The organism is Butyrivibrio sp. AC2005 (assembly GCF_000424145.1).
Taxonomy (GTDB): domain Bacteria; phylum Bacillota; class Clostridia; order Lachnospirales; family Lachnospiraceae; genus Butyrivibrio.
On sequence record NZ_AUJI01000047.1, the window covers coordinates 14627 to 35089 of the forward strand.

At 42.8% G+C, this 20463-nt stretch carries 22 protein-coding genes and 14 tRNA genes; 3 read left to right on the plus strand and 33 right to left on the minus strand.

Annotated features, from left to right (window positions below):
• Positions 1-157 precede the first annotated feature (157 nt).
• The 3 genes from G602_RS26665 to G602_RS31915 form a co-directional block, all read right to left on the minus strand.
• Complete coding sequence (locus G602_RS26665) at positions 158-385, minus strand: hypothetical protein (RefSeq protein ID WP_049945230.1); 228 nt, start codon at positions 383-385, stop codon at positions 158-160.
• 125 nt (positions 386-510) lie between these two features.
• Positions 511-750: a hypothetical protein gene (locus G602_RS0113750; protein ID WP_026659539.1), complete on the minus strand. Its 240-nt coding sequence runs from the start codon at positions 748-750 to the stop codon at positions 511-513.
• A gap of 49 nt (positions 751-799) precedes the next feature.
• On the minus strand, positions 800-1114 hold the full coding sequence (locus tag G602_RS31915; RefSeq protein WP_081676017.1) for a PspC domain-containing protein: 315 nt from the start codon (positions 1112-1114) through the stop codon (positions 800-802).
• Between the two features lie 392 nt (positions 1115-1506).
• Here G602_RS31915 and G602_RS30515 point away from each other — a divergent pair, with 392 nt between their 5' ends.
• Positions 1507-1671 carry a hypothetical protein gene (locus G602_RS30515; protein ID WP_155829897.1) on the plus strand — a complete coding sequence of 55 codons (165 nt, stop codon included), beginning with the start codon at positions 1507-1509 and terminating at the stop codon, positions 1669-1671.
• A 242-nt stretch (positions 1672-1913) separates the two neighbouring features.
• Here the strand turns inward: G602_RS30515 and G602_RS30520 are convergent, their stop codons facing one another.
• Genes G602_RS30520 through G602_RS0113790 form a run of 6 tightly spaced genes read right to left on the minus strand, consistent with a single transcriptional unit; the run spans position 1914 to position 8342 of the window.
• Complete coding sequence (locus tag G602_RS30520) at positions 1914-2081, minus strand: hypothetical protein (protein ID WP_155829899.1); 168 nt, start codon at positions 2079-2081, stop codon at positions 1914-1916.
• A gap of 24 nt (positions 2082-2105) precedes the next feature.
• The gene (locus G602_RS31495; RefSeq protein WP_044932129.1) at positions 2106-3629 is read right to left on the minus strand and encodes an alpha-L-rhamnosidase-related protein; all 1524 of its coding nucleotides are present in this window, start codon (positions 3627-3629) and stop codon (positions 2106-2108) included.
• Positions 3626-4606 carry an ABC transporter permease gene (locus tag G602_RS0113775; RefSeq protein ID WP_026659541.1) on the minus strand — a complete coding sequence of 327 codons (981 nt, stop codon included), beginning with the start codon at positions 4604-4606 and terminating at the stop codon, positions 3626-3628. Before G602_RS0113775 ends, G602_RS31495 begins: the two co-directional genes overlap by 4 nt.
• Positions 4607-4630: 24 nt before the next feature.
• The gene (locus tag G602_RS0113780; RefSeq protein WP_026659542.1) at positions 4631-5830 is read right to left on the minus strand and encodes a substrate-binding domain-containing protein; all 1200 of its coding nucleotides are present in this window, start codon (positions 5828-5830) and stop codon (positions 4631-4633) included.
• Positions 5831-5844: 14 nt separating this feature from the next.
• Positions 5845-6825: an ABC transporter permease gene (locus tag G602_RS0113785; RefSeq protein ID WP_026516850.1), complete on the minus strand. Its 981-nt coding sequence runs from the start codon at positions 6823-6825 to the stop codon at positions 5845-5847.
• 14 nt (positions 6826-6839) lie between these two features.
• The gene (locus tag G602_RS0113790) at positions 6840-8342 is read right to left on the minus strand and encodes a sugar ABC transporter ATP-binding protein (RefSeq protein ID WP_022762343.1); all 1503 of its coding nucleotides are present in this window, start codon (positions 8340-8342) and stop codon (positions 6840-6842) included.
• A gap of 207 nt (positions 8343-8549) precedes the next feature.
• On the opposite strand from G602_RS0113790, the gene G602_RS26675 reads away from it, so the two are divergent.
• Positions 8550-9605 carry an AraC family transcriptional regulator gene (locus G602_RS26675; protein WP_044932132.1) on the plus strand — a complete coding sequence of 352 codons (1056 nt, stop codon included), beginning with the start codon at positions 8550-8552 and terminating at the stop codon, positions 9603-9605.
• A 305-nt stretch (positions 9606-9910) separates the two neighbouring features.
• Here G602_RS26675 and G602_RS0113805 read toward each other — a convergent pair whose 3' ends face one another.
• The 7 genes from G602_RS0113805 to G602_RS0113835 form a co-directional block, all read right to left on the minus strand.
• The gene (locus tag G602_RS0113805) at positions 9911-10150 is read right to left on the minus strand and encodes a hypothetical protein (protein ID WP_044932134.1); all 240 of its coding nucleotides are present in this window, start codon (positions 10148-10150) and stop codon (positions 9911-9913) included.
• 193 nt (positions 10151-10343) lie between these two features.
• Entirely contained in the window at positions 10344-10619 is a 276-nt protein-coding gene (locus G602_RS0113810; protein WP_026659545.1) for a helix-turn-helix domain-containing protein, read from the minus strand.
• Positions 10620-10732: 113 nt separating this feature from the next.
• Complete coding sequence (locus G602_RS26680; protein ID WP_049945231.1) at positions 10733-11122, minus strand: hypothetical protein; 390 nt, start codon at positions 11120-11122, stop codon at positions 10733-10735.
• Between the two features lie 140 nt (positions 11123-11262).
• Positions 11263-12666: an AAA family ATPase gene (locus G602_RS26685; protein WP_044932135.1), complete on the minus strand. Its 1404-nt coding sequence runs from the start codon at positions 12664-12666 to the stop codon at positions 11263-11265.
• Between the two features lie 154 nt (positions 12667-12820).
• Complete coding sequence (locus G602_RS30525; protein ID WP_155829901.1) at positions 12821-12964, minus strand: hypothetical protein; 144 nt, start codon at positions 12962-12964, stop codon at positions 12821-12823.
• A gap of 152 nt (positions 12965-13116) precedes the next feature.
• On the minus strand, positions 13117-14385 hold the full coding sequence (locus G602_RS0113830) for a GntP family permease (RefSeq protein WP_026659546.1): 1269 nt from the start codon (positions 14383-14385) through the stop codon (positions 13117-13119).
• The gene (locus G602_RS0113835; RefSeq protein ID WP_026659547.1) at positions 14378-15535 is read right to left on the minus strand and encodes a glycerate kinase family protein; all 1158 of its coding nucleotides are present in this window, start codon (positions 15533-15535) and stop codon (positions 14378-14380) included. Before G602_RS0113835 ends, G602_RS0113830 begins: the two co-directional genes overlap by 8 nt.
• Before the next feature lie 180 nt (positions 15536-15715).
• On the opposite strand from G602_RS0113835, the gene G602_RS0113840 reads away from it, so the two are divergent.
• Positions 15716-16801, plus strand: a complete 1086-nt coding sequence (locus G602_RS0113840) for a CdaR family transcriptional regulator (protein WP_026659548.1) — start codon at positions 15716-15718, stop codon at positions 16799-16801.
• A 206-nt stretch (positions 16802-17007) separates the two neighbouring features.
• On the opposite strand, the gene G602_RS0113850 is transcribed toward G602_RS0113840, so the two are convergent.
• The 17 genes from G602_RS0113850 to G602_RS0113925 all read right to left on the minus strand — a co-directional run bounded on the left by G602_RS0113850 (position 17008) and on the right by G602_RS0113925 (position 20021).
• Complete coding sequence (locus tag G602_RS0113850; RefSeq protein ID WP_155829903.1) at positions 17008-17571, minus strand: hypothetical protein; 564 nt, start codon at positions 17569-17571, stop codon at positions 17008-17010.
• Positions 17572-17799: 228 nt separating this feature from the next.
• Positions 17800-17873: transfer RNA gene (locus G602_RS0113855), tRNA-Met, on the minus strand.
• A gap of 4 nt (positions 17874-17877) precedes the next feature.
• A tRNA-Asn gene (locus G602_RS0113860) sits at positions 17878-17950 on the minus strand.
• 4 nt (positions 17951-17954) lie between these two features.
• Positions 17955-18027: transfer RNA gene (locus G602_RS0113865), tRNA-Gln, on the minus strand.
• Positions 18028-18031: 4 nt separating this feature from the next.
• Positions 18032-18104 (minus strand) — tRNA-Lys (locus tag G602_RS0113870).
• A gap of 3 nt (positions 18105-18107) precedes the next feature.
• A tRNA-Lys gene (locus G602_RS0113875) sits at positions 18108-18180 on the minus strand.
• 1 nt (position 18181) lies between these two features.
• Positions 18182-18256, minus strand: a tRNA-Phe gene (locus G602_RS0113880).
• A gap of 6 nt (positions 18257-18262) precedes the next feature.
• Positions 18263-18334 (minus strand) — tRNA-Cys (locus tag G602_RS0113885).
• 4 nt (positions 18335-18338) lie between these two features.
• Positions 18339-18409, minus strand: a tRNA-Gln gene (locus G602_RS0113890).
• Between the two features lie 10 nt (positions 18410-18419).
• Positions 18420-18641 (minus strand): helix-turn-helix domain-containing protein, encoded by a 222-nt coding sequence (locus tag G602_RS0113895; protein ID WP_022761973.1) that lies wholly within the window; start codon positions 18639-18641, stop codon positions 18420-18422.
• A gap of 344 nt (positions 18642-18985) precedes the next feature.
• Positions 18986-19068: transfer RNA gene (locus G602_RS0113900), tRNA-Tyr, on the minus strand.
• A gap of 200 nt (positions 19069-19268) precedes the next feature.
• A tRNA-Tyr gene (locus G602_RS30530) sits at positions 19269-19352 on the minus strand.
• Positions 19353-19356: 4 nt separating this feature from the next.
• Positions 19357-19429, minus strand: a tRNA-Glu gene (locus G602_RS0113905).
• 43 nt (positions 19430-19472) lie between these two features.
• On the minus strand, positions 19473-19727 hold the full coding sequence (locus tag G602_RS0113910) for a helix-turn-helix domain-containing protein (protein WP_026659552.1): 255 nt from the start codon (positions 19725-19727) through the stop codon (positions 19473-19475).
• A gap of 49 nt (positions 19728-19776) precedes the next feature.
• Positions 19777-19858 (minus strand) — tRNA-Leu (locus tag G602_RS0113915).
• Positions 19859-19862: 4 nt separating this feature from the next.
• A tRNA-Trp gene (locus G602_RS0113920) sits at positions 19863-19934 on the minus strand.
• A 4-nt stretch (positions 19935-19938) separates the two neighbouring features.
• Positions 19939-20021 (minus strand) — tRNA-Ser (locus G602_RS0113925).
• Positions 20022-20463: the final 442 nt, after the last annotated feature.

Below are 20463 nucleotides of genomic sequence, written 5' to 3' on the forward strand. Positions count from 1 at the left end.
AATCCGCCAACTACACCACCGAGAACTCCAAGAATGATGTTCTTAAATGTTCCGGATTTCTCATTCATGATATTGCTTCCAATGAAACCTGCAATCGCTCCAAGGATAAGTCCACCAATAATTCCAAACATGTTATTTGCCTCCAATCTTACTTTTCTCAGTTTTCCTGCACTATTACGATACCACCATATATGATAGTTCTTTTTCCATCCAGGTCAAATTTTTCTTTACCGCCTGTCTCGGTATCCTCTATATCAATCTTACCGGTATATGATGTGATCTCGTTTCCATCATAGTCATACACCGTTACGGTTCGGTCAAGGCCTCCGGAATACTCGGAATTTATTGACTTTAACGCTCTCTGCACAGATGCCTTGTTCAGCACAATTAGTCAACTCCTGTCTGATTCATTACCTTTTCAATTGCTTCAAGTGTGATGTCCATAAAATCCTCCTCTTTAAGCTTCCTTGACTACAAAACTTATTGTAATTGCTACTTTGATCTATATTATCAGCGGATAAGGAACAATTCCGTTTCCGGCTGTTTCTGCTTTTCTTTCGCTTTTACTGCTTCCCCCATCAGTCGCTTAATGGCATCCCTGACAGGAAGCACATAGCACACGCCGATAAATGTAAGCCCTATGCTCTCAGCCATGAACATCATATTTGCTTCACTGGCTGCTTCCCATGTAAGGAGCACACCGGCGATAATTGCCAGAGCTCCTGCATATCTCTTTAATCTACTGTTCATTCCGCCCTCCTCATAAACACTCCGGGACAGACCATCCCGGAGCATCTGATCAAAGGTTAAATCCTTTGATTTCACCATTGTCGTCAGAATCAGGCTTGAAACCTACCGGCTCAGCTGATTCATAGACATTTTCTGCCGAGTAACTGTTTTCTTCGATTTTCTTAACGGATACAACATTTTCAGGATTTTCATCCATTATTATCGCTGCAATTATGTATGGCAGGATACCAACGCCTGTAAACAAGACAAGTAACACATATACAAGTCTTATCACTGTCGGATCTATGCCAAAATATTCTGCTATGCCTCCGCACACGCCACAAACCTTTTTATCTGCACTCTTGTACAATTTCTTTCCATTCATAACAACTTCCTCACTTTCTGAGAAGCACCATCTGTTTATATAACGATTGTAAAATTGAAATATCTTCAGATAAATGTTCTTCCTCGCAAAAATGGCATGTCTATTCTTCTTTTACAGAGTTTTTTTCATCCTTATCCTGACCGTATGGTATCACCAGAACCAAAAATTCAGGCCACCCCACACTGATGATGACCAAATTTACACGGAACTCATTTATTTTTTATGAATAAAAATTTCAAATATGCCACCCAAAAAAGTATTTTTAAAACATTTAATTTTCCTCTAAAGTTATCTCTCCCACCCATCGATATATTTCCTGTAAGCGACAAGGAACATTCAAATGGCCAATACGAATGAAACAAAAATAAGATGATTAAATGGAGGTTTCTCTTATGTATATGTACGAACTGTTTCTTTCAAATGACGTAGAAGGCAAAAGCATTCACTTTATCCAGACAAACCACAAGGTTGACAACCTTGAGAAATGGCTTAGAAAGCTTGTAAAAGATAACACTATCACAGAAGATATTGCTAACGCAGTAACCTTCGTTTGGTAATCCATATATAGCACTAACGGAAGATTCCAAAAGGGATCTTCCTTTTTTATGTTCACTTAAGTTTCGGATGCTAATATACATCCATCGGGAGATGAAAATCTTCTGGAAATAGAAACAGAAACTTTTTTCATACAATTCTTCATAACAACACGCCCGGGACAGCGCAGTTCCGGGCAACTCCAAAAACAATGCCGCGGTACTTGTGAACAAATACAAATACCACGGCTTTACATATTCCAATATTACAGCATATTCTCAGGCTTACTCATCCTGCCCGTCCACCCAAAGCTTCTTGCCCAGGTCTTCATGCTCTCCTTTTCTTCTGGATCATCACCGGCAAGTGTCTCGAGCATTTCACAAAAACCACCTATTCCACCGACATCATCAACTAAATAATTATCAAATGTCATATCAAACTCTCTTCTTCCAAAGTATTAAGCAAAGTATTTCCTGAGAAAATACGCCGGGCCACAGCTCCAGGCATGACAATAACTGTTTACAATGGTTCCTCCGTAAGGTGACTCGTCCGGATTTTCGGGATTATACAGCTCCCAAAAGGTGTCTGCACCGTTTTTGATCATTCCGCCCCAGTACTGTCTCATAAGATTGTGAGCATCTTCTTTCCTGCCAAGCTTAATAAGTGCATCTATATAGTTGTGATACATATAAGGAGTAACCATTTTAACAGCACCGTCGCAGCCATTTATTCTTTCCAAAAGCCTGAGTGCAGCACTACCTTCAACGGCATTTCCAAGTATCATCCATATCTGAGATGCAAAGGAGATCTGTCTGTCTTTCCCGCTTACGTACATGCCCATTTTTTCATCATATAAAAAAGTATTGGCTGCATCCTTTACTTTGTTGTAAAGATCAGCATACTCTTCCTCTGAGAGCACATCTCCGACCTGCTCGGCAAGCTCAATTGCTGCCTCCAGCGCGTACAGGAATATCCCCTGCGCACTTGCCTGTTTATTCAGCTCCAGATTCCAGTCCACAAAGCACCAGCCAAGAACGTCAAGGTCCTTTACTACATAGTGTTGGTCAAGGCCCTCTCTGGCAAGACTGATCTGTCTGCGGCATACCTGCCACAGATCCTCCAGCGCCTCCTGGTCACCTGTCTTTCTGTAATAATCCCTGAGAATGACCACAAAAAACAGAGAATAGTCAAACATACAGGTGTCGTCTACTTCAGGCTCAGGCTCCAAAAATACGCAGGCTCCGACTCTTCCATTCTCCTGAGTAAGCGCACCGAACAGGTATAGGCAGGATTTGACCATATCATTCATTCTGTAGGTTTCATAATTGGCCAGAGCCTGTATCCTAAGATCTCCTATCCACAGCCTTCTGTCTCTTTTAGGTCCATCTTCAAACACTGTCTGCATGCAATCTTTGAGAGTTTTTACAGCCACCTTGTCCATCTCTCTGTCCAAGGGATCTGCCGCCTCATAGGGTAAAAGATCCGTATCTCTGGCAGAAGTGACGGCCTTGGCCCAAGCTTCGGAAATCTGAAGGTCAAATCTTGAACTGATATCCATAACCTCAATCCTTACAAATCTGAATGAATATCGTCTGTCAAAGTCCAGCCTTCCGGGGACCACATCCACCTTTACCAGCTCTTCCTGGATCCATGATGCGCTTACCCAGCCACTGTATTTTGATGCATCCTCAAACAGCTCTACTTCTCTTTCGGCAAAGCGTACTCTTAAGAGCACCGGAGCATCTGCATGAGCTCCTATGTTCTTAAAATCAAGAGAAAGATATCCAACCAGATGTCCGCCAAAGTCAAGGATGACCTCATCACCTTTTTTTAGTGACATAGTCCTGAAATCCCGGAGACTTTTTTTCTTTATTCCCTTGCCGTCCCTTGTAATACTTACTGTTTCGGCTACAGCAATCTCTTTTTCATTTAACCTTGGGAAAAGAGCCGTTGCTTTTTTCAATAATCTTAAGTCTTTCATGCTTTCAATAATCTCTTTATCAAATCATTGTTGTTCAGGTAAATAAGGGAAACAACCAGCAATACTGCATTTATAATTGACTGCATCGTTGCATTCACTGAGTTTGAGAATACAGCAAAAGTAGAATTTAAAAGTGACATGCAAACAGCCGCCAGGAGAAAGCCAATCTTCTCGTTTGTGAATCTGCCGATATATCCTGCGATAAACATAGGGAGAAATGCTGTAAACATGATGGCTATACTGCCAAAATTGAGCTGTCCTCCATTTATTGTCGTATTTCTGGCCGCATTAAGTGTTCCCACTATACCCATCAGGCCTCCGCTGATCCCATAACAGATCAGAGTGTTTTTTACCTCATTGATACCTGTAGCCACAGCCACCTTCTGTCCCGACTTAAGTGCGTTGTAGTCATATCCAAAGGCCGTTTTATCAAAAGTAATTATCATAAATGCAAGGACTGCCGCTATTATCAATGCTGCATAGACCCAGGTTCCTGTAAGAGCGGACATTGAAGGATTTTGAACTTCACTCATAACATATTTGCCACCGGTTATTGTGTACATAATTCCCTCATACACTAGCGTTACTCCCAGTGAGACTATGATGGGAGGCAGTCTTAATGTGCAATATGTAAGACCCGATATTAGTCCAAGTATTACTCCTGCAACAAGGGAAATACAAAGCATCAGCGGTGCAGAGCCATTTCCCCCGGAGAGAATCCCATAGGTTATTTTTGCCCCTATGATAGATGACAGACCGGCCATTGATCCCAGGGAGAAATCAAATCTTCCGCTGTTCAGATTTATGGAAAGAGCCATGGTTGTGATCATCACAATAGCTGTATAAACTATGAAATTGTCAAAGCTTTTCATATTTGAAATCACACTCTGTCCATTTAACAGGCAAAGAGTCTGCAAAACCACAAGGGTTACAACCGGCATGGCCATTGCGTTTACGATTCTCTTCGGGGTACTCATAGCTAATCTCCTTATTACTCTGTATTACTTACTCTCTACAAGGCTCTTTACATCTTGATAGGGGACCTGACTTCCGATAATGCTATCAAGTGTCTCTTTGCTGTAGATGGGTGAATCACCGTTGTCATTGACAAAATACTCATCGAAGGTTGCCTTGTCTGTTGCTACCAGATAGCCCTGATTGAGCGATACAGCATTTCCCTCATCATTTCTGATAAGATTTCCGTCAATCGCATTTGAAACCAGCGCAAATACAGGTCCGATAGATGATGAATACTTACCTGCAAGATATTTAAGACTTCCACTCTCCATTGACTGACTGTTCATGGCAGTAAAGGAATCAATATCGGCAAAAGGTATATTTTCCTGTGAAAGTGTCTGTGCAAAGAATGTGGTTGCCATTCCAACTGAAAGGAGTGCCTCGGGAGACTTCTGAATAGCTGCACCAAGCTCATCTGTTGTTGTATCGCCATATCCCTGGAGGTATGCAACAAGTTCAACATCGCCGGAAACCTTTGAAAGATCAATTCCCTGATCCTGGAAAATCTGTCCCACGATCGCTCCCATGTCATTTACTCCGCCGTAGGTACAACCAAGTCCCGTAAGAATACCGGCTGCTCTGAAAACGTGCATAGGATTTGGAATGAAAGCGCCATAGAGAGCCACCTTCTTTACTCCCTGATTTTTAAAATACTCGCCCATAGCTTTTCCTGCCTCAAATTCAGTGGCATTTGAAGGTCCGATCTGGCAAACGAAGTGCTCATAACCTTTGTATTTTTCATACTGCTCGTCATCAAGAACTCCTGAAGCTATTGCATAGTAAAGGCCATACTGCTCGCAGGTCTCAATCTGCTGTGCTCTGTCGCTGCTGGATAAAGAGATAACTGCGTCATATCCCTTTGATGCAAATTTTTCAATAGCGGCCTTCTCGTCTTCAGCGCTTGCCAGCGCATCAGTGTAATCAAAGGTAACATCATAGTTTTCCTGAATATACTTCTCATAGTAATTTCTAAATCCCAGGGCTTCCTCACCGCTGACATCTGCTACAAGCACTCCGATTTTCTTGGCTTTGCCGGAAGGCTGAGTAGTTGTTTCAGCTTCCTGTGCCGGTGCTGCGTTATCAGCACTGCCCTGTGCAGCAGGTGCTGAATTTCCGCATCCTGCCATCACCGTCATGGCCCCGGCCATGATAAGTCCGATCACTTTTGTAAGTTTTTTGTTCATAATATTTTCCTCCTTTATCTTGGTAACAGTGCTGTCCTGTAATTCATGCTGGTTACATAAACCACCGCCAGGAAAAAGACTGCACTGATCACCTGTGTGATGCCGTATGCAGCGCTGCTGTCTATGACTATCTCAAGAATGTCATTCAGCAAAATATATGAGAAGCCACCGATCAGTGCCGCGTAAATCTTACTTCTTGCCCCTCCTGAGATTGGCATTCCTCCGAAAACGATCGCAATAAAGATATTCATTCCTATACTTGATGCTGTTGTAGTAGTAACCGATGGGGTATAGCAAAGTGTCAAAAATGCTCCGAGGCCGATTCCAATTCCCGCCATCACAAAAGCCAGGATCGTATATTTACTTGCCTTTATTCCTGTAAGCTCTGCACAAATTGGATTTCCGCCCACAAATTTCATCCTTCTTCCGGCCTTCGTAAACTGGAATACAAAGAAGCATATGGCAAAAAAGGCTATTAAAAGCATTGCCTTAAAACCTATGTTGTCAAAGGGCTTTACAACTTCGCTGGGAATACTTATTCCGCCAAGAGCTCCTCCATAACTTGTGATGATCTGTGCCGAGAGAGCTGAAAGAACCGACATCATGGCAACAGTTGTCACGAAGGGAGGTATATGAAAAACCGAGGCTAAAACCGAATTCAGCAGTGAAGCTGTGATACCCACTGCGAATATCGCGACGATCATCAAAATAAGGCTCTGAGTCTTGTTATAGGTCATGACCCCCATAGTGGCTGCAAAGAGCGTTGATGCTCCAAGGCTTATATCAAAGGTACCAAGGGTATAAATGAAGATCGCCCCAGTAGCAACCACCGCAAGAACAAGAGCCTCATTAAATACTATTTTCAGGTACATATCCAGCCTGTAACCATTTATGCTTACCACCACCAGAAATGCTGCAAACAAAACCAGTAAAGCGGCAATGGGAAGTAAGGATATGAGTTTTTGTTTTATGTTGGTTTTTCTTTTATCTGTCATCTCTTTTACCTTCCTCAGATCATGTAGCTTATGATGTCTCCCTCGCTGAGGGTACTGCTTCTCTTAAACTCTCTTGTGATCTCTCCGTCCTTCATAATGAGTACTCTGTCACTCATACCTATCAGCTCCGGCAGCTCCTCGCTTATCATAAGTATTGCCTTGCCTTCATTTTTGAGCTTTACCATGAGCTGATACATCGCCTGCTTGACTCCGATATCCACGCCTCTTGTGGGGCAATCCAGGATCAGTATCTCGCTTCCGCAGCCTATCCATTTACCAAAGACAACCTTCTGCTTATTGCCACCCGAAAGCTGACCTACTGCCTGATCCATATCTGAACATTTGATCTTAAGTTCATCCACCTGTTTTTTTACATATTTTTTCTCACCGGATGAAGTAACAAGGTTTATTTTGTTTTTAAAGATATTCATTCCGGCGATAGCAATGTTGTCTTTTATACTGGCATCGAGACAAAGCGATTTCTGATCTCTGTCTTTCGACACATATCCGATCTTTTGCCCCATTGCATTGTGAGGGCTGAGTATCTCTTTTCCACTACCGCAGATAACATACCCCGAATCAAGCTTTAGCGCTCCGAAAAGGGCTTCACCCAGATCATGCATCCCGCTGCTCGCAAGGCCACCGACTCCCACAATCTCTCCGCGGTGGAGCTCCAGAGAAACGTCCTTTAAATTATCTTTGTAGTTCAGGCTTTGAGCGCTGAGTACCACTTCATCAAGAGATGTACACTCCGTATCCGCCCTGTAATAATCACCTTTAAGCTCTCTTCCTATCATGCTGCTGCGGATGGCATCTGCATCAAATTCCTCTTTTTCAAAAGTCCTTATGATGTTTCCATCCCTGAGTACCGTCAACGTGTCACAGACTTCCATGATTTCGTCCAGATCATGAGATATAAAGATCACTGACTTTCCGTCATCCCTCATTTTTCTGATCAGACTGTACATGATCTGCCTTCCATCGTGGGACAGCGCAGTTGATGTCTCATCGATGATCAGAATATCCGGGTTTTTCATGATAACTTTGGCTATTTCAACCAGCTTTCTGTCCTGAAAGTCCAGCCTTCCCATCGCATCTCTTCCGCTGATGCCTGCTATCCCAACGCTTTTAAGAGCCTCATCTGCTTTTCTTTCCAGTTTGTTCTTGTCCACAAGGCCAAATTTGTTTTTAAAGCTCCCAAGTTCGGCAAGGAACATGTTTTCAGCCACCGATATTCCTCCAATGGTTCCGCTTTCCTGAACAACCATTCCAATGCCTTTGTTCAGTGCATCTATCATACTGGCCGGTTCCCATCTGTTTCCCTTAAAAAACATCTCTCCTTCATTTGCTTTCTGCATTCCGGCAGCTATTGAGGAAATAGTGGATTTTCCTGATCCGTTCTCACCGATCAGGCCTCTGATCTCGCCGGGATAAACTTCAAGGTCAACCTCGTTAAGAGCCACGACGCTTCCGAATCGTTTGCTGATATTCTTCATTTCAAGAACTGGTTTATTCATAACTGCCCATTCCTTTCTGTAACGGCGCTCTTTATGATGCAATTATATGTTTAAAAAGCACTGAACATAATTCACAAAATCGCTCAATATTATTGATGTTTTATGATTTAAATGTAATATTTTTTATATAAATCTTTGATTTTTTGACATCTACTTGCCGAGCAGATATAGTAGATTTAATAGGATCCCTCAATATAAGGAGATAAAATGGACGCTAATGCATTAAAGCAGCATATATACGATGTTACAGAGGTGGAAGCATTTTATAGAGAGTACTACCTCGCAGGGAAGAACCCGGATTTGCTTAGAGAATTTCTTAAGAATCTTGACATGGAAATGGTGCTGAGTAAGCACCTTCTGATCAAAGAAAAAAAAGAAACAATCCCCGATGTTTATGAGGATTATTTCTTTTTTGATCTGTCTGACAATGACAGTATTATTGTTCAAAAGCACGAAAGATACAGCCCGGATATTGAGCATAGCCATACCTTTTTTGAAATCTCATATATTTACGATGGCAGATGCACCCAGACTATATCGGGCAATACCATTGAGATGAGAACAGGAGATTTCTGCGTGATCCCACCGGGAATCAGGCATTCTTTTGCGGTATTTGACGACACTATCGCCATAAATATAATGCTGCGCCGTGATACACTTCACACTATGTTCTACTCCTTTCTCAACACCCGTAACATCCTCTCATCCTTCTTTCTGAACAACATTTATGCCAAAAAGGCGAACGATTATATAATGTTCAGGACCGGCCAGGACGCGGTCATTTCCGAGTCCTTCATATGGATGTTAACAGAGAGTCGCAACAAGGAAGAGTACCACTACCAGGCCATAACAAACACCCTACTCCTCGACTTCTATATGATAATTAGACGGTACTCCGAATCTGTTCAGATGCCCCTGTTCGACTCCAGAGTAGATGTCCAGCGCTATGCTCTTATCCAGTATATTCAGGAAAACTACAAAGACGTAACCTTGTCGGATCTGTCAAATAAGTTCCACTATTCCAATGAATATACATCAAGACTGATAAAAGAGCTCACAGGCATGAATTACACAGATATCCTGCGAACTGTCCGAATCGAAAGATCGCAGGATCTTCTTGCCAATTCCACCATGACGGTGCAGACCATAGCAGAAGCTGTTGGGTACGATACCACAGAGCATTATATAAGGCAGTTTAAAAAGCACACAGGCATGACGCCCTCTGCATATCGCAAACAGTCCACATCAAACAGAACCAGGTAAAAGAGCTCTCATACCCCTGTCAGATATCATCCGCGATATCGATATTCTCGCCTGTAATTCCTACCCACGCGCCGTCCTTAATCTTACCATCATGATCAAATGTTATATAATGCTTATCAAATAGAGCATAACAAATGGCGAAAGCACATTTGTACGTGATATACTTTCTTCTACTGCTGCAACTGCCAACCTCTCAATGTCCATACCGTGTCCTCCCATTACCTTTTTATTATATCCCATTATTCCGAAAGAACATGCTTACAGAAAAAAATAGGGCCAGCATAAATGCCAACCCTACCCAAAGATTACAAATTCATTTCCTCGAGATACTGTTTTACATATTCTCGATCTCTAACTTCATACGGAAGAGGTATACCATAGAATTTTGTAAACTTGCATAATCTGCATCCACAGCCAATATGTCCCTTAGAATAAGCTCCATCCACTCTAAACCAATCGAGGCCGTAAACATCGTGACTCAGCCGCTTTTTGCGCGCAATAGCTCTGTTTCTCATATCTCTTCTGTACGCTCTGCTTCTAGACATATTCAGTTTCACCACCTTTGATAAGTATTTACCTCCCCTGCAAGGAGTATCAAAGGTAAGTAACCTCCTCACAGGTTAGGCATGTGGTGAAATACCAATAATTCTCTCATATATTTCCTCTCTGATCATTTTTATATTTCAAGATCACAATTTATATTTCGAATAATATGCCCGAATTCTGAAGCAATGAAAATCATGCACATAAAGGAAGAAGAGGACTTTCGTCCTCTCCAGCTGTCATGTTATGAACAAGAATGTCATCAATGTGACACCCAAACAATATACTAAGTCTTACAAGATTATCAGCATTAGGTAAACACTGGCCGCGCTGCCATTTATAAATTGCCTGCTCCGATTCAAGCCCCAGCGCATTTGCCAAATCAAATACCTTGTAGTGGTTCTGTTTACGAAGCTGCTTGATCTTATCACCAGTAGCCTGCATATCCACAAATACTTCAAAAATGTCCATGGTTGCCTCCTCTATTATCAAAAAGAATCTACGACACCATCCCGTTCCAATATAATACCATAAACATTCCCAATAAAAAATATACCTGCGGTTTAGTTTTAGGCTAAACCTCCCTAATCCCACAAATCCCAAAACCACTTTGAAAACAGTTCAAGTGCCTTGCTCTTGCACTCATCTCTATAATCGCTTAGAGCCCTTAATTCATTAAAGTAGCATTCTGATATTTCTTTGTATTCCGGAACATCCCCAAGCATATATATGCGATGTGTTCCTTTTTTCTTTTCCTCAGCTTTTTCTGCCTCAGTCCTGAGTTTTTCTCCAAACATACCATATTTGTCATCAAACTCTTCCTGAGCCTTGTCATATTCCTTTTGGTATTTATTCACTTTGGTACATGTATCCTCATTTGCTTCCTTTAACAAGAATATCATCTCGGAAAGAATCTCGTCCCACTGCTTTATTCCTGCATCATCAGCATCTTCAGACACTGCGGTCCCATACACAGCATGGGATATACTCCCCTGAAAACAAGGATAACTATGCGTAGTCTCCTTCAGTTGTTGAAGCATCCCTGGCATTACATTTAAAAACCAATAATCAATGGACCAGATATCCGAATCGCAATAGCCATACTTTATACTTATTATCTCCTCTCCGTTTCGGTCCGCGCTGGGCGAACGTCCCCCGGACGTTCAGCGCCCTTCCGGAAAGAGAACTGCCTGAACACAGGAATAGCACCATATCTTCCTTCAAGATAGGCTTTACTCAGCTTCTTGTCATATCTTTCCTTAAATCTATCAAGAGAATAAATCTTGCTGGCATTATCAGCATCTCTTTCCACAAACCATATCTCATCCCTGCGGAAAAGACTCTGATCCATTATTGTATCTTCATGTGTTGTAAACACAAGCTGCATTCTCACACCATCATGAGCCTCCATGAAAAGCTTCAGAAAATGCTCTGTAAGCTTTGGATGCAAACTGCGCTCCAACTCGTCAACAACAAATACTGTATCCGGGCGCTCTGTAAGAAGCATATCTATCAGATCAAACAATCTCTTTGTCCCATCTGACTCCTCAGAGAAATTAAAATCAAAAACTGATTTACCATGCCTCAGAACAAGAGTTGAAATCTCCGGCTCTTCTCCCTCTCTAATACGAATATTGAAGAAACCGCCTTCAACTCTCCAAGTCATCTGAATACTCGGAAGATTACTCATCTGCAGCTGAGCTTTCAACTGCGAAAAGATTCCCTGAACAACCTCTGCGGGGATCATCTTGCCCATCTCATCTATGGTAATCTGCCTTGTTTTTATCTCGGTAACACCGGTATCAAAAGTCTGGATCAGTTTACTGATATTATCCAAAGATTCATCATTATAATATGCTTCAGTATTTGAAATACCCATGTTAGGATTGATAACTATTATATTATTCATGATCCAGCTGAAAGCTTCCACAAAGAATGTAAGCCTGGAATTTTCAGGGTATTTCTTTCCGCGGTTCATCTCAGTCAAAAACAGCTGCGCATCCTGACCTGCAAAGTCCTCTGAATAAACGCTGAATCTGCTCTTCTCAGAAGCAGACAGCTTAACAGTTTCCCCAAGAACCGGTGCATTGCTGCCTTCCCTTATAAACAGTTGATGCGCACTTCCATCCTGCATAAGTTCATACAACCATTCCTCAGTAATCTTTCTTTGACTGAGTATTGCAGAAAAACCATAGGCATAAAAAGTATCACCCACAGTAAACTGGATTTCAAATACACTTTCGCGATTTTTATTTTCCTGTCGGTTCCTGCAAAAATCATTTGCTGATCCAACCGGTAGCCCCTCCATTAAAGCGGCTTTAATAAAAGCAAATGCCACAACAAGATTAGATTTACCAGAAGCATTTGCTCCATAAACAATTGCATTTTTCAACAATTGTGTCTGCTTGATCTTCACACGATGGCTCTTATTTCCCTGCATTTTACTGGAAGAAATCATTGATAATTCTTCCTTTTGATCAAACGATTTAAAGTTTTCTACAGACAATTTGACCAGCATAATAAGTGCCTCCTTTCCAGGGTGTTCTTTAATTATAAGCTTTCAATTAAAGAAATTCAATATTCCATTTGCTTATTTAGAGATTTTTTCTCCGTTTAGTCATCTCAAATGAGCAAATCTATCATTTCACACTCACATTTACCTCTCCAGATGATTAAAATCTGGCAACAGCCCTCATCTGAACCAGCATAATCTGCCTGGTCCTCTCATCCATAGCCCCAAATAGCTTAAGAAGCTCAACAGAATCCACATCCAGCTCAGGTGCCTTGACGACTCCACAGATAAGGTATTCAATCATACCTTGTTTCAGACAAAAATAAAATAGCCCTGGAATTTCCAGAGCTATAGATATTATCCTAAAGTCACGAGAATGCGCCGCCCCTATTTTTCAACAAGCTAAGAAACCTATTTAATGTAAATCTGTAAGTATGAAGGATTATTCATGACCTGCTAAATTGCGGATGTCACCGCAAATATCAGCACTGCGACCACCATACTTGTTAATCCTACCAAAGCTTCAAATATTATAAGCTTCATCCGTTCCGAAATGTTCATGTTTACTGCACCGCCTGTAGCATGGAAGAAGGAACCGTGGGGCAGAGAATCTATCACTGTTGCTCCTGCATGAATCATAGCGCCGGCAGACAGAGCATTTACGCCTTCGGCAGTAAGGATCGAAGAGAAGGTCTGGGCTGCAACTGTTGCTCCTGCCGTGGTTGAGGCTGTTGCTCCGGCCATCAGGATACCTGCAATTGGAGCAAGCAGGAAAGCCGGCATATTAAAGATGTTCAGAATATTCACAACATCCTGCTGAAGGGCAGAGGCTTTGATGATTCCTGCAATGGTTCCGGTTCCAAGTAGCAGGATAGAAACACCTGTTACCTTTCCGAGACCGAATTCTGCAAAGGATCCAAACTTTTTGATATTACCTGTGGCAATGGTGCAGACAAGACCGCCGATTGGTAATGCGATCATAGGATCCACCGTAATATTTGCGATAGGCCTAAGCGCTAAAAGGATGATCACCACCAAAGGTCCCAGAATTGCTGTAAGGAATGAAGGCAGCTCCTTGGTTTCACCTTTTTCAAGATCGGATTCTAGCACCTTAAGCCCTTCTTTTTTTGAAAGAAGATTGGCAAGAATCACGGTTACGATTAGTGCGCAGATTGCCGGAATCGCGTTTTTCATCATAAGAGATGTCAGATCTACACCAAAAGATTCTGAGACTGCGATGGTGTTGGGATTAGGAGAAATAATGTTTCCGGCCTTTCCTCCTCCGATCATAGCAAGAAGAAGGGACTGCTTGTTGTAACCGGCCTCCTTACCTATAGCCAGAGCGATAGGCGCTACTGTAATAACTGAGATATCCACAAACACACCAACAGCGCAGATTACCATTGTTGCAACGGCAACGGCGAGGAGGGCTTTTTTTGCGCCAAGCTTTCCGACGATTCCCTGAGCAATCTTTTCCGCCGCACCGGTTTTTATCAGAGCACCGGCAAGGATTCCGGAAGTCATGATGCGCAGCACCGAAGTGATCATACTGCCGGCACCTGTCATCATCGTGCTTACTGTTAACCCAAGATTTCCCGCAGATCCCACAATACCACCGACAAAGGCGCCGAGGATCAGACTGTAAGCGGGATGGAATTTTTTAATTATAAGTATAATGGCAATTGCCATACCAATGATTGCACCGATGGTTGAAAAATCATACATGACTTGTTCCTCCTATATTTATGAGCATAAGCCGCATTACCTGTTCCGCAGCAGCAGCCAGATTGTTTTTGGCATTTGTATTGTCCATGGCTTCATCGAGTGTGGTTACACCTCTTACAATGGGAAAGAATGCGTCGATACCGTTTCGGTTGCACTCCACAGCCTGCTCAGTCACTCCACCTGCAAAGGCGATCACGGGCTTGCCGTATTTTTTTGCTAGCTTTGCCACACCAACAGGTGCCTTACCCATGGCTGTCTGGAAATCCAGCATGCCTTCCCCGGTCACCACAAGATCGGCGTCCTTGATATAATCCTCCAGCCTAGTCTCTTCAAGTACGATATTGATCCCGGACTGTAATTTTGCGTTTGTATAGGTTAAAAAAGCGAATCCAAGACCACCGGCTGCACCGGTGCCGGGATACTTCGGATCTGCCTGGGGATATTTTTCCCTTGAAGCCGCAGCATAATAGCCGAGCCATTTATCCATATCCATGATCATGGAAGGAGTTGCCCCCTTCTGAGGACCATACACCGCACTGCAGCCGTCGGTTCCGCAGAGCGGATTCGTAACATCACAGGCTACCATGAACTCGCAGTCCTTAAGCTCCGGGATTACATAGGTATCGGTGATGGTCTCAAGCTCCTTAAGGCCCTTGGCACCGAAAGGAATCTGCCTTCCGGCCTTATCCAGAAATTCGTAACCCAGTGCCTGCAGCATGCCAACGCCACCGTCATTTGTGGCGCTTCCGCCTATCCCTACGATAAAACGCCTACATCCTTTATTGATCGCATCTTTTATGACTTCCCCGACACCATAGGTTGTCGCATTTAGAGGGTTTAATTCATTTCTTGCCACCAGAGTTATGCCTGCCGCGCCGCTCATTTCCACCACAGCGGTCATGGTATCACGTATAATTCCGTAAGCGCAGCTCACCGGACTTCCCAAAGGACCTGTCACAACAACCTCGTGTCGTTCTCCGTTCATTCCCTCGATCAGTGCTTCCACCGTTCCCTCACCTCCGTCGGCCAGCGGGCGGACCACCACTTCCACAGCGCAGTTTGCCCTTTTAAAGCCCTCGGCTACTGCACAACCGGCTTCGATGGAGGACATGCTTCCTTTAAAAGAATCTATTGCTGTTACAACCTTCATGACGCTTTTCTCCTTTTTTCGATTAACTGTTCCAGTTCTGCTTCGTTATGAATGTATTATAGACAAAAGAATTTCATTATGATATGTTAAACATAATATAAAATATATATTATTTAGCAATCAAAATGTCATCTATGACATTCAATATGATTATAGCATCTGCAATCCGGAGGTTTTACCATGATCACATCAATTTCCAGGAATCTGGCGCAGCAGATTGTCGACAATATCCATGCTGTCTGCGGTTATCATGTCAACTTCATCAATACCAATGGGATGATCTATGCCTCCAGCGACCCGGATCGTCTGAACACATACCATGACATCGGAAGGGAGTCGGCACGAACCGGAGAAACCATTGAAGTGGAATCGGATGAGCAATTCCCGGGAACTCATAAGGGAATCAATATTCCGGTGTTCCACCATATGCGTGTGATCGCAGTGGTCGGTATTTCCGGCGAACCCTCAGAAGTTCGACGTTTTGCCAAGCTGGCTGAACGAATCGCGAGCCTGCTCCTTCATGAACAGGAATTAAATGCTGTCCATCGTACATTAGATGAAAAGAAGCAGTACATGATCCGCTCACTGATCTACAGCGAATTTGAAAACATGGACTATCTTCGGGAATGCTTCAGGGAGTTTAATATTGTTTGGGAACAAACCTACCGAATGGTACAGATCGAAGTAAACAGCCGCTATAATCCCGTGAATATCTCCTTACTTGAGCAGCAGGTGGAGGCTCTGTTCAGCTCAATGAGAAATGGTATTTATGTCTATAACTATCCGAAACTATTTATCGGCTTGGTTGAAGCGGAAGAATTTGATAAAAAGGAGTATATGTTTATTCGTTTCGCCGAAGGGCATGGGGAGATTGTGAAGACAGCAATCGGGAAGGCTGTAGAAGTTTATAAATGTAATGAATCCTATCAAAGCGCAGAGCATGCACTGAAAACGATCAAAGATAAGGAGCTTTACTATGTCAATTTCGATACACTGACATTGGAAATACTCTTTTCCGGTATTTCAAAGCAGCAATTTAGGGAATTCTCTGACAAAGTGCTTTCCACACTTTCAAGGGAAGACAGGAAATTTCTTGAGATCTATTATGAAAAAGAAATGTCGTTGGCCGCCACCGCAGAGGAACTGTTTTTACATAAAAATACCGTACAGCAGCGACTTAACAGGATTAGCCAGAGTAGCGGGCTAAATCCCAGAAAATTTAGGGAGGCGGTGCTCTTTTACCTGGCGCTTCGTGATCAGGGATAAAAAGTCTTATCTTCTATATTGTTATGACAGAAAAAAGGGAAACGGAATATGAGAACACTATTTATTGGGAACAGCCATACCTTTTTATTTACTATAGCAAATATCTTTCCCTTATTCTCTTTTAGATACTTATAAGCTAATACGATAATTGTGATGATAAATATCAGAATACTTTCCATAGCACCACACCTCTCGTTTTGAACTTATCAATCTATATCTCCATAATATCCGGGCATAGTATATCCATCCTCTCCCTCAGGAAGACCTATTACATGGAGTTCATCCGCATCATATACCCAGCCTTTACCAGATCCTGAATATCCAGATGAATATGAGCTGTCTACATCACCATAGTATCCTGGTTTTGTATAACCATTAGACCCTTCTGGAAGTCCAATAACATGTAATTCGTCTGAAGAATAAACCCATCCTTTTCCATTTGTCTGTGATCCTGCAGTATTGTTTCCACCTTCAGATGCAATCACATTCTTGTCTGCTTCCCTTATTACCTCATTTGTAGTTCTATTGATAATTTCTCCATTATCCATTATGAAGAGAACATCTCCATTTTTAGCATATTCAATTCTTCCCTTGAAATCTGTGTAGCATCCATTTGCCTTAGATTCTTCATCAATGCAGAAGATTTTTTCGTAGTAGGCTTTGGGATCTCTTTTATACAATTCCCACAATGATTCTGCTTTTACCTTAATTGGTGCTATTGTCAAAACAGATGAAAGTGCTAACATAAGTGCTAATGTTCTTTTTATCATTTTGGCTCCTTTCTGCTCCATGGTTCTCTACTGAAGCTCATATGGAGTTGTTTGTTTCTATGTTTTGATAATAACACCTTATGTGTGTCATAATCTGTACAGCAAATGCAAATATATGTTCGATTATGATTGGAGGAGGATATAACGTAGGCGTTATAAGACCTTTAATATTTTTGACATAGTCCCGAAGGCATGCCATCCATAAAAAACGATTTATAAGTCTCATACTACCTGAAACTGGACTCGAACCAGTGACCCTCTGCGTATGAAACAGACGCTCTAGCCATCTGAGCTATTCAGGTATAGCGGACATAGAGGGACTTGAACCCACAGCCCTCCGGTTAACAGCCGGATGCTCTGCCGATAGAGCTATATGTCCAAAGCTACGGTAGCAGGACTCGAACCTGCAACGCCCTGAGTCAGAGTCAGGTGCTCTACCATTTGAGCTATACCGCATCAGTGCCGCCTGTGTGGTTTGAACTCACGACCTTCGGTTTAAGAGACCGCTGCTCTTCCAACTGAGCTAAGACGGCAAGTGTTGCCTATGGGGTTTGAACCCATGACCTACGGTTTAAAAGACCGTTGCTCTTCCAACTGAGCTAAGACAACATGGTGGACTCGGACGGTATCGAACCGCCTCTCGGGGATTTTCAGTCCCCTGCTCTACCATTTGAGCTACAAGTCCTTATAGAGACGTAAGTGAGATTCGAACTCACGATCACGGAGTTGCAGTCCGTTGCCTTTCCAGCTTGGCTACTACGTCTTAGCTACGGTACTTGGAATCGAACCAAGATTACTGGAACCAAAATCCTGTGGGCTACCATTACCCCATACCGCATGGTGCAGTCTCACTCGACGGCTATTATGTCATCGATAGAAACCTCAAGATAAACAGAAAGCGCTACTATTCTGTCAATGCTCGGAAGCACTTCACCTCTGATATATCTGTATACAAGGGATGTACTTGTTCCCAGGTATTCTGAAACCTCTGTTACTGTATGACCACTTTCCCTTATCAGATCTCTGATGTGTATTCCTGTTCCTTCAATATCAATTACCGGATAATCCATTTTCCTAATCTCCTTCGAAAAAAAGCATTAAAAAACCACCTAACTCATGCAAGCTAAGTGGTACTGATACTTCTCTGTATTTTCAATGCTCCGGATCATCCGTCATTTTATTGATCCTGGACCACTTTCCACCAACTTGCAATTTGCATAACTAACAAAGCACTTCTGATTTTTGCAGAACTGCATGAACTGTTTGTTATTAAACTGCTTGTTGATAGTTACGTAGTACATTCTTAATAAAACCTCTTAACTTTCTGCAGCCTATTGCTGCTCTCTTGTTTTGTTCTGATTATATTATCGTCTTAGCGGATCAGTTTGTACAGTGTCATCGTATGACACTATAGTGGGCAGGGTGAGACTCGAACTCACGCTGTTTCTGATGTCAGGGTTTTACAGACCCCTGCCTTCGCCACTAGGCTACCTACCCGGAGCGTTTGCGGAAGGGTGCTACTCGTCCGGGGGACGAGTGCTTAGCACCGACCGAAGTGGAACGTAGATCGAACCTTCGGCACGATAAACCGTGCTCTGCCTTAGCAGGTCGCATGGCATCCGGGGGATGCCAGTCCTGCGACGACCGGAGCGGAGCGTAGAAAGCACCATAATCCATCTCGGTCACGCAAACAAAAGTGGGTGGAGCAGGATTTGCACCTGCGGTGTTTCAAATGTGGGAGTTTTACAGACTCTTGCCCTCGCTTCTAGGCATACCCACCCATAGTGATCCCCACCGGACTTGAACCGAGTATCCCAGCCTTGAAAGGGCTGTGTCCTAGCCTTTAGACCAGGGGACCATGTGCGGAGCCATGTTTACTCACAGCTCCATTATTTTTAATATCAAGCGCTGATTTGCACCTGAATACCGGTATCAATAACAATAATGTCATCCATAGGAACGCCAAATACCACAGATAAAATCACTAAGTTATCTACTGTTGGAATCGCTGTTCCGTGCTGCCATTTGTATATGGCCTGCGGAGTCGTAAAGCCAAATAACATCTGTAAATCCTTAACAGACAATCCGGCATCCTGACGTAACTTTGCTATGTTTTTTCCGGTTGCCACCATATCAATGGCAGGTATAGTAACCATGTTGTACTCCTTTCTGCTCATGCGTATTTGAGCTTATTTATCAACTAAGTACACGAGGTGGGACTCGAACCCACATGCTTAAATGCGTCTGATCCTAAGTCAGGTGCGTATACCAATTTCGCCACTCGTGCATAGCAGACCCACCAGGACTTGAACCCGAACCAACAGTTTTGGAGACTGCTGTGCTGCCAATTACACCATGAGTCTTTAGCGCAGAGCCTGGGATTCGAACCCAGATACCTTTTCAGGATTGCGGTTTTCAGGACCGCTGCTGTACCAATTGAGCCAACTCTGTAAAAAAATACCGCTTGCCTCATTAAAGGTAAGCGGTACGCAAAACATGTTTATCTATCTGCTACGATCCTATCGTCTTTGGATCCTTTTCAAAACAACATTTTCTCGCATTTGCCTATCTTTATATGATCGCATGAAATCAAATCCCCACTCAGATTTATACTGGAGTGATGATTCATAACTTTCACTATTCAGGTAATACATGCGATTCATTGTTGTCATGTCTCTTTTTTCCTTTCCGGGAACCTTTTGTTTGCTCCGCTTCTCTCTTTCTATATCGTATAGTAACACCGATATACTTAGCTGTCTATTATACTCGTAGTATAAAAAAGTCTCCTCGCCCATTCGCGGGAGTTTGACACCTAAATCATATCAAAAATAGTTGCAGACCACATCTGGTCTGTATTTTTTTGTCAAATTTTATTCTTTAATATATAGTGAT